At 73.7% G+C, this 12,004-nt stretch carries 13 protein-coding genes; 10 read left to right on the forward strand and 3 right to left on the reverse strand.

Features of this window, described 5'->3' with window-relative positions; all coding sequences use genetic code 11:
• The first annotated feature begins 8 nt into the window (after positions 1-8).
• From MJ604_RS09150 to MJ604_RS09185, 8 genes are read left to right on the forward strand one after another with little or no spacing between them, the layout of a single operon-like run.
• Entirely contained in the window at positions 9-737 is a 729-nt protein-coding gene (locus tag MJ604_RS09150; protein ID WP_243058031.1) for a DUF4129 domain-containing protein, read from the forward strand.
• Entirely contained in the window at positions 734-1,216 is a 483-nt protein-coding gene (locus MJ604_RS09155; RefSeq protein ID WP_243058032.1) for a hypothetical protein, read from the forward strand. Before MJ604_RS09150 ends, MJ604_RS09155 begins: the two co-directional genes overlap by 4 nt.
• Positions 1,213-2,190, forward strand: a complete 978-nt coding sequence (locus tag MJ604_RS09160; RefSeq protein WP_243058033.1) for a MoxR family ATPase — start codon at positions 1,213-1,215, stop codon at positions 2,188-2,190. The genes MJ604_RS09155 and MJ604_RS09160 overlap by 4 nt, the downstream gene beginning before the upstream one ends.
• Positions 2,187-3,476, forward strand: coding sequence for a DUF58 domain-containing protein (locus MJ604_RS09165; protein ID WP_243058034.1), 1,290 nt, complete (start codon positions 2,187-2,189; stop codon positions 3,474-3,476). Before MJ604_RS09160 ends, MJ604_RS09165 begins: the two co-directional genes overlap by 4 nt.
• Complete coding sequence (locus MJ604_RS09170) at positions 3,473-3,976, forward strand: hypothetical protein (RefSeq protein ID WP_243058035.1); 504 nt, start codon at positions 3,473-3,475, stop codon at positions 3,974-3,976. The genes MJ604_RS09165 and MJ604_RS09170 overlap by 4 nt, the downstream gene beginning before the upstream one ends.
• Positions 3,976-4,290 (forward strand): MGMT family protein, encoded by a 315-nt coding sequence (locus MJ604_RS09175; protein WP_243058036.1) that lies wholly within the window; start codon positions 3,976-3,978, stop codon positions 4,288-4,290. The genes MJ604_RS09170 and MJ604_RS09175 overlap by 1 nt, the downstream gene beginning before the upstream one ends.
• 57 nt (positions 4,291-4,347) lie before the next feature.
• Entirely contained in the window at positions 4,348-4,965 is a 618-nt protein-coding gene (locus MJ604_RS09180) for a hypothetical protein (RefSeq protein WP_243058037.1), read from the forward strand.
• 2 nt (positions 4,966-4,967) lie between these two features.
• The gene (locus MJ604_RS09185) at positions 4,968-5,549 is read left to right on the forward strand and encodes a hypothetical protein (RefSeq protein WP_243058038.1); all 582 of its coding nucleotides are present in this window, start codon (positions 4,968-4,970) and stop codon (positions 5,547-5,549) included.
• Between the two features lie 4 nt (positions 5,550-5,553).
• Here MJ604_RS09185 and MJ604_RS09190 read toward each other — a convergent pair whose 3' ends face one another.
• Genes MJ604_RS09190 through MJ604_RS24225 form a run of 3 tightly spaced genes read right to left on the reverse strand, consistent with a single transcriptional unit; the run spans position 5,554 to position 9,094 of the window.
• Positions 5,554-6,945 carry a DUF1116 domain-containing protein gene (locus tag MJ604_RS09190; protein ID WP_243058039.1) on the reverse strand — a complete coding sequence of 464 codons (1,392 nt, stop codon included), beginning with the start codon at positions 6,943-6,945 and terminating at the stop codon, positions 5,554-5,556.
• A complete protein-coding gene (locus MJ604_RS09195) occupies positions 6,942-8,354 on the reverse strand; it encodes an FdrA family protein (protein ID WP_243058040.1) in 1,413 nt (470 codons plus the stop codon). The genes MJ604_RS09190 and MJ604_RS09195 overlap by 4 nt, the downstream gene beginning before the upstream one ends.
• Positions 8,351-9,094: a DUF2877 domain-containing protein gene (locus MJ604_RS24225; RefSeq protein WP_243058041.1), complete on the reverse strand. Its 744-nt coding sequence runs from the start codon at positions 9,092-9,094 to the stop codon at positions 8,351-8,353. The genes MJ604_RS09195 and MJ604_RS24225 overlap by 4 nt, the downstream gene beginning before the upstream one ends.
• Positions 9,095-9,169: 75 nt before the next feature.
• Here MJ604_RS24225 and MJ604_RS09205 point away from each other — a divergent pair, with 75 nt between their 5' ends.
• On the forward strand, positions 9,170-10,411 hold the full coding sequence (locus MJ604_RS09205) for a CdaR family transcriptional regulator (protein WP_243058042.1): 1,242 nt from the start codon (positions 9,170-9,172) through the stop codon (positions 10,409-10,411).
• 128 nt (positions 10,412-10,539) lie between these two features.
• Positions 10,540-11,994 (forward strand): uracil-xanthine permease family protein, encoded by a 1,455-nt coding sequence (locus MJ604_RS09210; RefSeq protein WP_243058043.1) that lies wholly within the window; start codon positions 10,540-10,542, stop codon positions 11,992-11,994.
• The last annotated feature ends 10 nt before the right edge of the window (positions 11,995-12,004 follow it).

Raw genomic sequence — 12,004 nt, forward strand, 5'->3', positions numbered from 1 at the left:
TTCCCGCCATGAGCGCACGGCGGGCGAGCACGACGGCGGTGGCCGCCGTGCTCGCGACCGCGCTGCTCGTCCTCGTCCTGGTCACCTGGGCCTCGTCGATCGGCCCGAGCGAGGTGCTCCGTGGCGACGGACCGTCGCCCGTGGGCACACCCACCGACGAGCCGACGTCCACCGAGGGAGCCTCGGTCCCGCAGGAGGACGCGGACGTCGAGGGTTCCGGCGAGACCCCGACCTGGCTCAAGGTGGCGGCGTTCGCGGTCAACGTCGCGGTCGTCGTGCTGCTCGCGGTGCTGGTGGTGCGCTACCTGGTCCTGCCGCTGCTGCGGCGGACCCGCACCCGGCGACGGCGCCGGCGCCGCGGTCGCGACCAGCCGGCCGAGCCCGAGTTCACCGTGCTCGAGCCGCCCCAGCGCGTCGCGCAGGCGCTGCTCGACGACGCGGCCGCCCAGCGCCGGCTGCTGGAGGGCGGCAGCCCGCGCAACGCGGTCGTCGAGTGCTGGCACCGGTTCGAGACCGCCGCGGCCGCGGCCGGGTTCGAGCGCCGGGACTGGGAGACGTCCTCGGAGTACACGATGCGGGTGCTCGACCTCGTCGACGCCCACCAGCCGGCGGTGTCCCGGCTCGGCGACCTCTACCGCGAGGCGCGGTTCTCCGAGCACGACCTGACGGAGGCCGACCGGGCGGACGCGCTGGAGGCGCTCGACACGATCCACCGCACGATCGGCGTGCCGGCGTGAGCGGGCTGGCGAAGAACCGCTGGGTGCGGCGGCTCGCGGGGGGGCTGGCGGCGTACGTCGTGCTCGAGGTCGCGTTGGTGCTCGCCCGCACCGACCCCGATCCGCTGCGGCTGGCGCTGCTCGTCGCGACCTGCGTGGGCGTGCTCGGGCTGGTCTTCGACGCGCTGTCCGACGGCAGTGCGAGCTGGGACGTCGTGGTCGAGCAGCCGTCGGTGCGCACCGGCGGCGATCCGCGGCTGGCGCGCTACGTCAGCATGCTCGAGGCGCACCGCTCCGCCCGGTCCCGCGACACCGCGCTGCGCGACCGGCTGGGCGCCCTCGCCGACCAGGTGCTGCGCCAGCGCCACGGCGTACCCCGCGACGACCCGCGGGCGGCCGAGCTGCTCGGACCCGAGCTCACCGCTGTGCTCGACGGAGAGCCACGCCGGCTGCAGCCGGCCGAGATCGACCGTTACCTGACCAGGATCGAGGAGCTGTGAACCAGACCCAACCGCTGCCCGTCAGCGAGGCCGCCGACATCGCCCGGCAGGTGCTCGACGAGGTCGAGAAGGCCGTGGTCGGCAAGCGCTCCGCGCTGATGCAGGTGCTCGCCGCGATCCTCGCGAAGGGGCACGTGCTCATCGAGGACTACCCGGGGCTCGGCAAGACGCTGGCCGCGCGGTCGTTCGCCCAGGCGCTCGGCATCGACTTCGCGCGCGCCCAGTTCACGCCGGACCTGCTGCCGGCCGACCTCACCGGCTCGTTCGTCTACGACCAGCGCCGCGGCGAGTTCGACTTCCGGCGCGGGCCGATCTTCACGGGCCTGCTGCTCGCCGACGAGATCAACCGGACCCCGCCCAAGACCCAGTCCGCGCTGCTCGAGGCGATGCAGGAGCGGCAGGTGACCGTGGAGGGCGAGACCTTCGCGCTGCCCTCGCCGTTCCACGTGCTCGCGACCGCCAACCCGATCGAGTACGAAGGCACGTACCCGCTCCCGGAGGCGCAGCTCGACCGGTTCCTGCTCCGCATCGGCTTCGGCTACCCGTGCTCCGGCGAGGAGTACGACGTGCTCGCACGCCGCATGGACCGGCGCCGCGAGGAGGTCGAGCTCACCGCCGTCACCGACGGTCCCGGCCTGCGCGCGCTGCAGGAGACCGTCGAGACGGTGACCGTCGACGAGAGCGTCGGCCGCTACTGCGTGGACCTCGCGGTCGCCACCCGCCACCACCCGGACGTGCTCACCGGTGCCTCGCCGCGCGGCTCGCTCGGACTGGTGCTGGCGGCGCGGGCGTTCGCGCTGCTGCGCGGTCGCGACTACGTCGTGCCCGAGGACGTGAAGGCGATCGCCCGGCCGGTGCTCGCGCACCGCATCACGGTCAAGCCGGAGCTCTGGATGAGCGACGTCACCGGAGCCCGCGTGGTCGACGCGGTGCTCACCCAGGTCGCGACCCCGGCCACGCTCGACCGCCGATGAACAGCTGGCGGGCGACCGCGGCGCTGGGCCGGGCGGTCGTGCTCGGCGCGGTGGCGCTGGCGCTCGCGCTGGTCGTCGGCAAGCCGGTGCTGGTCGTGCTGGCTGCGCCGTTCGTGACCTTCGCGGCGCTCGGGCTGGTCCACCGGCCGACCCGGCGGCCGCGGCTCGACTCCCGGCTCGACCACGGCGTGCTCCACGAGGGTCAGGGCACCACGTCGCGCCTCGTGGTCGCCGACGGGGAGGACGCGGAGTACGTCGCCCGGGCGGCCGGGAAGCCGGCGTACGTCGCGATCCGCCCGCACGACGGCCGGGTCGGCGGGCTGCTGCCCGCCGTGCCCGCGGTCGAGATCAGCCCGCGGCGCTGGGGCCGGCGGGTGCTCGGGGAGGAGAACGTCGCGTTGTTCAGCTCCTGGGCGGGCTTCCGCTTCGGGCCGGTCCGGCTCGGCGGCCGCCCGGTGCGCGTGCTGCCGACGACCGCGCCGTACGACTCGAGGGCGGAGGCGCCGCAGCCGCTCGGGCTGGTCGGGGCGCACCGCTCGCAGCGCAGCGGCAGTGGCACCGAGCTGTCCGGGATCCGCCCGTTCCAGCCCGGCGACCGGCTGCGCCGCGTGAACTGGCCGGTGTCGCTGCGCACCGGCAACCTGCACGTCGTCACCACCCGTGCGGAGGAGGACACCGGCGTGCTGCTGGTCGTCGACGCCCTCGCCGACCACGGTGTCTCCGGCGGTGTCGGCGGACCTGCGAGCAGCCTGGACCTCTCGGTGCGGGCCGCGGCCGCGATCGCCGAGCACCACGTCCGCGCCGGCGACCGCGTCGCGCTGCGGGTGGTCGGGCGCGGCCACGAGCAGGTCGGGTACGGCGCCGGCGCGCGGCACCTGCGCCGGATCCAGGACCAGCTCGCGACGCTGCGCACCGGCGACGCAGGCGAGCCCGAGACCGGGGTCCTCCAGCTCGGGGTGACCGGCGGGGCGGTCGTGGTCGTGCTGTCGCCGATGCTGGCGGAGTCCATCGGCACCGTCGCCGCCACGCTGACCCGGCGCGGGGTCGCGGTCCTCGTCGTCGACACCCTGCCGCAGGACGCGCAGCCGGCGGCGTACGGCGACGACCAGGACCCGGCGCTGGTCGCGCTGGCCTGGCGGATGCGCCGGATCGAGCGGTCGGTCGTGCTCGAGCGGCTGGCCGCGCTCGGCTGCCCGGTGGTGCCGTGGCGCGGGCCGGGCACCATCGACGACGTGATGCGGCGGCTGGCCCGGCGCGCCCAGCTGCCCCGGGTGGTGGCCCGATGAGTCGTTCGCAGATCGCCCTGCGGGCGCTGGTGCTCCTCGGCCCGGTGGTCGCGGTGCTCGCGACCGGCCCGGCCGGCAACTGGCCGCCGTGGTGGATCGCCGGCGCGGTCGCCGCGGCTGCGGCCGCGGCCGCCTGGGACCCGGACGCGCCGTACGGCACCGGCGCCGGCCTGGGCGTGCTGGGCTGGTGGGCGATCGCGCTCGAGGACTCGCTGCCCGCGTCGATCCTGGTCGCGGCGCTCGCGCTGGTGACCGCGCACGTGGCCGGGGTGCTCGCGTCGTACGGCCCGTCGACGATGCCGATCGACGCCGCGACGGTGGCGCTGTGGGTGCGGCGCGGGGCGCTGGTGCTGGTGACCGTCCCCGCCGCCTGGGTGCTCGCGCTGCTGCTGCGGGGCGAGCCGGAGCAGCCCGGGATCTGGCTGCTCGGCGCGCTGGCGGCGTTCGTCGCGACGGCGGCGGCGACCGCGGCCCTGGCGGTGCGGGCGGCGGAGGACTGATGGACGTCGAGGAGTACGTCGAGCGGGTGCTGACCTGCGTCGAGGCGGTGCCCCGCGGGCGGGTCACGACGTACGGCGCGATCGCGGAGGTGGTCGGCGCGGTGATGGGCGGCGGCGGTCCACGCCAGGTCGGTTCGATCATGGCGTCGTACGGCGGGCCGGTGCCGTGGTGGCGCGTCGTGCGCGCCGACGGGTCGCTGCCGCCGAGCCACCAGGACGGGGCGCGGCAGGCCTACCTCGAGGAGGGCACGCCGCTGCGGCCGACCGGGAACGTGGACATCAAGAAGGCGTTCTGGAGGCCGCCGGACTTCTGACGAGTTGTGTCAGGAACCCGACAGAACAAGGGGGTTCGCCGGCCCTACGTTCACGCCATGACTCGGAAACTCACGCTCGCCATCACGGCCGTGCTGCTCGCAGCAGGGCTCCTGACCGCCCCGCAGGCGGCCACCGCCCAGGTGCCGTCCGACCGGACCACCACGGCACCGACACCCACCTGGCACCACAAGCACTTCCACATGAACGCCTTCCGTCGTCAGGGCGGCGCCTCGCACCTGACCGGGCGCTGCAACGGCTCCTGGCACGACGACCACGGCCAGTGCTGGGGGTATGGCGAGCAGCTCGCCGACTTCCACGGCAAGAGCTACCCGTTCCAGAACTACCTGCACTGGGAGTGGCACCGCCACACGAACAAGTGCCCCGACGTCCCGGGCGGCCGCGACCAGTCCGTGTGGCGCCACGAGGTCCTCCTCGAGACCGCGCACCAGGGCACCGGGCAGGGCAGCCACCTCTGCGGCTGGGTCGACCACGGGTGGAACACGATGCTGGTGACCGGCGGCCTCATCGTCGACCGCCACGGGATCGAGCGCCCGGTCTCGCCGACCAGCGGCGACGTCACCCAGCGGGAGCGGCAGGGCGGTCCGCTGTACGTCTTCCTCAAGGCCCAGGACCAGGGCTACGTGCTCGGCCTGCGCGGCTACCTGGAGTACTGATGATGACCCGGATCCTGGCCGTGCTGATCGGTCTGCTGCTGCCCCTGCTCGGCGCCACCGCGGCCGAGGCCGCCTCCGCACCCGGTGAGGGACGTACGGCGTACGAACCCAGCTGGCACAAGGTGCACTTCCACATGAACGCCTACCCCGGCGCCGGCCCGGGCGCCGAGTGCGCCGGCTTCTCCTACCACCAGTACGGCTGGTGCGTCGGGTACGGCGAGAGCGGGCTCAGCGCCCAGTCCGCGCCGTTCGAGGGCGCGGTCGACTGGTACTGGGAGGACCACGCCAAGCGCTGCCGCGACTTCGACGGCCGCGACACCCACCACTGGTGGCGCGAGCTGCAGGTCACCAAGCGCACCGGCCTCGGCACCAGCGCGCTGTGCGGCTGGGTCGACCGGCACTGGGGCACCTACCGCCTCACCGGCGGGCAGATCCTGGTCGACGGTCACCTGCGCCACGTGCAGGCGACCAGCAACGTCGTCGCCGACCGCGAGCACGTCAAGGGCGGACCGCTGTTCGTGCACTACGCCGACCGGGGCAGCCGCGGCTACGTGCTCGGCCTTCGCGGCTGGCTCTTCTACTGAGCGGCTACTGAGGGGGGTGGGCCAGGTCGGCCAGCCGCGCCAGCGCCTGCGGGAAGATCTCCGCGGGCGGGGTGACGAGCCCGGCGCCGACCTGGCCCACGCCGGCCCGCTTGCCGGCCATGCCGGTGTTGATCTGGGGCAGGATCCCGGTCCGGCACACCTTGGTGACGTCGATGCCGGTCGGCGTGCCCTGGAACTCCAGCACCGGCACCGACCAGCGCGGGTTCTCGCCCAGCGTGATCTCGTGCATCCGGCGGGTGGTGTTGAGGGCGTCCGGCACCGAGCCGCCGACGAACCGCACGATCGCGGGGGCGGTCGCCATCGCGAAGCCGCCGATGCCGGCGGTCTCGGTGATCGCCGAGTCGCCGATGTCGGGGTTCGCGTCGTCCGGCCCGTAGTCGCCGAAGTAGAGCCCGTCCACCTGCTGCGACGGGCCGGTGAACCACTCGTCGCCGGTGCCGGCGACCTGGATGCCGAAGTCGGTGCCGTTGCGGGCCATCGCCACGACCATCGTCGAGCCGTCGATGCCGCGGGCGGCGTCGAGCGCGAGCTTGCAGGCCGGCATCGCGAGGTTGAGGAAGAAGTGGTCGTTGCCGCCGATGAACGTCATCGCCTTCGCGACGTCGGCCGTGTCGAAGCCGCTCGTCACCATGGCCGGCGCGAGGTCGCGCAGCGTCATCAGCGTGCCGGCGCGGTTGCGGTTGTGGGCCTCGTCGCCCATCTGCAGCATCTGCGTGAGGATGCCGGTGACGTCGACGGGACCGGCCGCGCGGACGGCCTTCTGCAGCAGCGGCCCGAGCACGTCGGCGAGCCAGTGCAGGCGCTCGATCACGTCGGGCGCGTAGGCGCCGTACCGCAGCACCTTGCCGAGTCCCTCGTTGAGGGTGCAGTACGTCCGGCGTCCGCTCGCCTGGTCCTCGAGCACCCACACCCACATGCTCGGCGTGGTGATCCCGGCCATCGGTCCGACCGCGGAGCGGTGGTGGCACGGCTCGAGCGTGACGTTGGCGCCGGACTCGAAGAGCGCGACGGCGTCCTCGGGGTCGTCGACCAGGCCCTCGAAGGCGGCCGCGCCCATCAACGCGCCGCGCATCGGGCCGGACGCGCGCTCCCACGTGATCGGCGGCCCGGCGTGCAGGAACTCGCCGCGCTGCAGGCCGAGCACCTCCGACGCCGGCACGACGTCGACGAGGGTGGAGGTCACGTCGAGCATCGCGGCCAGCGCCCGCTCGTTGGCAGTACGCCGGCGCGGGTCCGCCGCGACCGTCGCCAGGTGGGCCTCGGTGCCCACCATCGGCGGGCGCCAGTCGACGCGGGTGACGGACACGGCCTGCTCGGCGACGGCGTCGGCCAGCAGGTCGGCGCCTACGTTCACGACGGTGGTGGGGGTGGTCATCGCGTGCCTCCGACGAGCTCGAGCGCGCGGCGGGTGGCGCCGGCGTTGGACAGGTGGACCTCGGCGCCCGCGTCGGCGAGCGCGCGGACCTGGCGATCGCGGCCCTGCGGGTCGGCGTCGGTGCCGACGACCGTGATCACCACGGGCTTGTCGATGCCGCTGATGGCAGGAGCCAGGCGGGACGCGGGATCCGGCTCGGCGCCGTGGCCGAGCACGACGTCCAGCAGCAGCACCCCGGTCGCGGGGTCGGCCGCCGCGCGGGCGATGTGCTCGAGGCGCAGCGTCGGGTCGATCATCGGGTGCGCGCGGCCGGTCGTGTAGGCGTCGTCGCCGAAGTCGACGAACGTGTGGCCCGCCTCCGCCCCGGAAACATGCGCAGCGGCGATCAGCTGCGCCTCGCTCTCGAGCGTGCCGCCGACGAACAGGCCCCGGATCACGCCGGACCCGGGGGAGGCGGAGCCGGTGACCGGCCAGGCCGGGACGTCGCGGCCGAGCCGGCGCAGCACCGACTCCGCGGCCGCGGTGAGGTCCGGACGGCCCGCGCCGAGAAGGGCGTGCTCGACCGGCGTGGACAGGGTGCCGGCGTACTCCTCGATCTCGGCGGCGACGTCGTCGGCCGGCGGCTTGGAGACCAGCACGATCAGCTCGACCGCGGGGTCCTCGTCGAGCCGGCGCAGCGCCTCGCGGGTGGCGAGGCCGCGCACCTCGGCGGACAGGTCGCGGCCGCCGACACCGAGGGCGGACGTCACGCCGACGCCCGCGTGGTCGAGCAGCGCGAGCAGCTGCTGGCAGCCGGTGCCCGACGCGGCGACGATGCCGACCGGGCCGGGGGAGACGGCGTTCGCGAAGCCGAGACCGAGCCCGCCGACGACGGCGGTGCCGCAGTCCGGGCCCATCACGAGCACGCCGCGCTCGGCGGCCGCGCGCTTGAGCGCGATCTCCTGCTCCAGCGGGACGTTGTCGCTGAACACCATCACGTCGCGGCCCGCGTCGACGGCGTCCATCGCCTCGACGAACGCGTTGGCGCCGGGGACCGAGACCACCGCGATCGCGTCGTGGCCCGGGCTTCCAGCCGAGCGCCGCAGGCCGCTGCCGGTGGTGCGCGGCGGGGCGGTCGCCGTGGGGCCGGACTCGCGCCGGTTGGCATCGCGCAGCGCCTGCTCGACGCCGGCCAGGGCACCCGCGAGGGCACCGGCGTCGTCGAGCCGGAGCGCGACGACCATGTCGTTGGGGGTGGCCTCGGCGGGGACCGCGAAGCCCATCTCCGTCAGGACGTCGACGTTCAGCGGCGTCGCCATCGCGACCTGCGCGGCGGCGACGCCGGGCAGGCCCTGCACGGTCCGGCTGACCTGGAGGAGCGTCACCGAGTCGGCGTACGCGCCGGGTCGGAGCTCGACGTGGGTGCTCATGCTGCGACTCCTTGGAGGTGGAGGAGGGCGAGCCGGCCACCGTGCAGCAGCCCGGCTCCGGAGGTGTGGCCGACCGACGTGAGGGCGGCGGCGCGCTCGGGGTCGCCGGGGTCGGCGACCCAGGCGGCGAACTCGGGGATGACCTCGCCGTGGATCGCGCAGTCGAGCAGCGTCGCCGACAACAGCGTGGTGCGGTCGAGGTGGGCGCGGACCGCGGCGTCGACCTCGGGGGTCTCGACGCCGGCGGCCCGGTGCAGCGCCAGCCAGCCGCAGAGGACGTCGTCACCGAGCGGGGTCAGCCCGTCGCCGCGGCCGATCATGCGTGCGACGTCGTCGGCGGTCAGGTCGGGGGGAACCGAGGCGAAGGCAGAGCCGACGTGCTCGGCCACCGCGGCCGGGGGGACAGCCTGCAGGGTGTCCGAGCACGCCGTGTCCGGAAGTCGCGGGACGCGCACGTCCACGATCCTGCCGATGCTCAGCGCGGTGCCGCCGAGGTGCAGCACTCCCTCTCGAAGGTACGCCGCACCCGAGGCGTTCGTCGCGCCGTCCGCGCCGAGGTGATCGGATCGTGACCGAAGCGCGCACGGGACGGCGGTCGCCCGCGGGCCGACCACGCCGACACAGCGGCCGGCGACCTCGACGTACACGGCGTCGCGCCCGCGGTGCAGCACCCGGACCGGCCCGTCGGGCTGCGCCCGCAGGTGCTCGCGCACTCGAACCGGCGCGCTCACAGGGATCACCTTCCCGACGCTATCGGGGCCAAGTTACGTTTGCCGATGTGACGTTGTGCCAACGCAGTGGGCAGGGGAGTGCAAGTGTTGACAAGCGGTGACCGTGAAGAGCTCGCCAGCGCCGCCCTGGCGCGGGTGGACGCGCTCCACACGGGGCTGACCCAGATCGTGCTCGAGGGCGGCAACCTGGACGGCATCGCGGCCGAGGTCGCGCGGGTGCTCGGGGTGGGGGTCGTGTTCACGTCGACCGACGGCCGCGAGCGGGCCGCGGCGCTCGACGACGAGCACCGGGCGCTGCTCGCCGAGAACGGGCTCACCGACCCGACCGGCCGGATCCGCGTCGAGCGGATCGAGGGCAGCCGCGTCGCCCACGTCTCCCGGGTCGCCGCCGGCGGCACCGACCTGGCCCGGCTCGTGTGCGTGCGCGCCGACGGGCCCTGGACCGCCGACGACGTGCACGCGCTGGAGCGGGCCGCCGCGGTCGCCGCGCTGCTGATCACCCGCGAGGAGGCGATCACCGCCGTCGAGAACAAGTACCAGGGCGACTTCCTGCGAGACCTGCTGCTGCGGCGCGCGGTCGACCCGGCGTACGTCGCCGAGCACGCCGACACGTTCGGCTGGGACCTCGCGCGCCCGGTCGTCGTGGTCGTCGCCGAGCTCGACCCGCCAGAGCCCTCGGCCGAGCCGGTCTCGGGCGCGCAGCGACGGCAGTGGCAGGAGCGGTTCTCCGCGGCCTGGCAGCAGGTCGTCTCGACGGTCGCGCCCGGGATCCCCGTCGTGGACTTCTCGTCCGAGGTCGTCGCGCTGCTGCCGGAGGGTGAGGACGTCGTGCTCCGCGTGGTGCAGGCGGTCGCCGGGGACAAGGGCGGCGGCCGGCGCCCGTTCTCGGTCGGCGTCAGCCGCGTCGCCTCCTCCCTCGACGAGCTGCCCGACGCCTACGCCCATGCCCGCCGGGCGGTCGAGGTCGGCCGTCGTGTCAACGGCGGTGGCTCCACGACGTTCTTCGACCAGCTCGGGCTGCACCGGCTGATCGCGCTGATCCCCGACGGCCCGGAGGGGGCCGGTGAGCTCGCGGCGTTCGTGAGCGACGTGCTCGGGCCGCTCGCCGAGCAGACCACCGAGGCCGCGGACCTCCGCGAGACCCTGCAGGTGCTGCTGGACACGAACTTCAACGTCGCCGAGGCCGCGCGCCTGCAGTTCTTCCACTACAACACGATGCGCTACCGGGTCTCGAAGCTGGAGCGACTGCTCGGCCCGCTCTCGGGCGACCCGCACCTGCGCCTCGATGTCGCGGTAGCCCTGCGGGTGCTGGAGATGGCGCGTTAGCGGCGCGCCACAACTGGTGCCAGTGGCTCCGGCGTTCCTTCGGCATTTGTCGCCGTCGTGGGTGTGTCATGACTCTCACTAGTTTGTGCAGAACCTCGGGCCTGTCCTGACACCGGAAGGGTGCAGTCATGTCGATGTTCAAGTGGGAAGTCGTTGATCCCAAACCCGGAGAAGCCGTAGCCCCCGATCAGCGCCTCGCATGGGGCAAGACAGCGGGCCTCGGCGCCCAGCACGTTGTCGCGATGTTCGGCGCGACGTTCGTCTTCCCGCTGATCATGGGGCTCAACCCGAACCTCGCGATCATGATGAGCGGTATCGCCACGATCTGCTTCCTGCTGATCGTCAAGGGTGTCGTCCCGAGCTACCTCGGCACGTCGGCCTCGTTCGTCGGCGGTGCCACCGCGATCTACTCCCAGGGCGGAGGTCCGACCGACGTCACCGGCGCGATCCTGATCTCCGGCGTGGTGCTCGCGATCATCGGCGTCATCGTCCACTTCCTGGGCGCGGACGTCGTCAACGCCGTCCTCCCGCCGGTCGTCACCGGTGGTGTCGTGATGGTGATCGGCCTCAACCTGGCCGGTGTGGCGACCAGCGTGTACATGCCGGCAGACCGCTGGATGGCGCTGATCACCATGACCGCCGTGATCCTGATGGCCGTCGGCCTCCGCGGCTTCTTCGGCCGGATCGCGATCTTCCTCGGCCTGCTCTTCGGCTACGTGCTGTCGTGGCTCTTCGACGTCATGGGTGTCGGCGGCGTCGAGGGCGACCGCGTCAACTGGGACAGCGTGAAGAGCGCGGACTGGTTCGGCCTCCCGCCGCACACGGCAGACGGCCTGGTCGGCAACCAGTCGCCCTTCGGTGGCGCCAACAACATGGCCGAGGTCGGGTGGCACCTGCCGACCTTCTCGCTGACCTTCGCGCTGCTGGCGCTCCCGGCCGTGATCGCGCTGGTCGCGGAGAACATGGGCCACGTGAAGGCCGTCTCCGGCATGACCGGCCGTGACCTCGACCCGGTCATGGGCAAGGCGATCGCCGCCGACGGTGTCGGCACCGTGATCGCGTCCTCGGTCGGTGGATCGCCGACCACGACGTACGCCGAGAACATCGGTGTCATGGCGGCGACCCGGGTCTACTCGACCGCGGCGTACTTCGTCGCGGCGATCGTCGCGATCCTGCTGGGCTTCATCCCGAAGTTCGGTCAGATCGTCGCGGCCACCCCGGGCGGCGTGCTCGCCGGCATCACGATCGTGCTCTACGGCATGATCGGCCTGCTGGGCGCGAAGATCTGGATCGAGAACCGGGTGAACTTCGCGAACCCGGTCAACCTCGTCCCCGTCGCCGCCGGCCTGATCCTGGGCATCGGCCTGGGGACGACCGGGTTCTTCGAGATCACCGAGGACTTCCAGCTCGGTGGCATCGCGCTGGGCACCATCGTGATCATCGTCGGCTACCACCTGGCCCGCTGGGTGGCTCCGAACGGTGGCGACGACGGCGCGATCATCGCGGTCGGTCACGAGGGCGCGCACGTCGAGGACCACGCGGCGCCGCACCACCACGACGGCGACCCCAAGCACAAGCACTGATTGACTAGGG

This window comes from Nocardioides sp. SR21 (assembly GCF_022761125.1).
Taxonomy (GTDB): Bacteria; Actinomycetota; Actinomycetes; order Propionibacteriales; family Nocardioidaceae; genus Nocardioides.

Bases quoted from the DNA above. Each gene is read 5' to 3' on its own strand.
- MJ604_RS09190 (WP_243058039.1), bottom strand. From the start codon at position 6,945: ATGACCACCCCCACCACCGTCGTGAACGTAGGCGCCGACCTGCTGGCC.
- MJ604_RS09175 (WP_243058036.1), top strand. From the start codon at position 3,976: ATGGACGTCGAGGAGTACGTCGAGCGGGTGCTGACCTGCGTCGAGGCG.
- MJ604_RS09185 (WP_243058038.1), top strand. From the start codon at position 4,968: ATGACCCGGATCCTGGCCGTGCTGATCGGTCTGCTGCTGCCCCTGCTC.
- MJ604_RS09210 (WP_243058043.1), top strand. From the start codon at position 10,540: ATGTCGATGTTCAAGTGGGAAGTCGTTGATCCCAAACCCGGAGAAGCC.
- MJ604_RS09170 (WP_243058035.1), top strand. From the start codon at position 3,473: ATGAGTCGTTCGCAGATCGCCCTGCGGGCGCTGGTGCTCCTCGGCCCG.
- MJ604_RS09150 (WP_243058031.1), top strand. From the start codon at position 9: ATGAGCGCACGGCGGGCGAGCACGACGGCGGTGGCCGCCGTGCTCGCG.
- MJ604_RS09195 (WP_243058040.1), bottom strand. From the start codon at position 8,354: ATGAGCACCCACGTCGAGCTCCGACCCGGCGCGTACGCCGACTCGGTG.
- MJ604_RS09165 (WP_243058034.1), top strand. From the start codon at position 2,187: ATGAACAGCTGGCGGGCGACCGCGGCGCTGGGCCGGGCGGTCGTGCTC.
- MJ604_RS09180 (WP_243058037.1), top strand. From the start codon at position 4,348: ATGACTCGGAAACTCACGCTCGCCATCACGGCCGTGCTGCTCGCAGCA.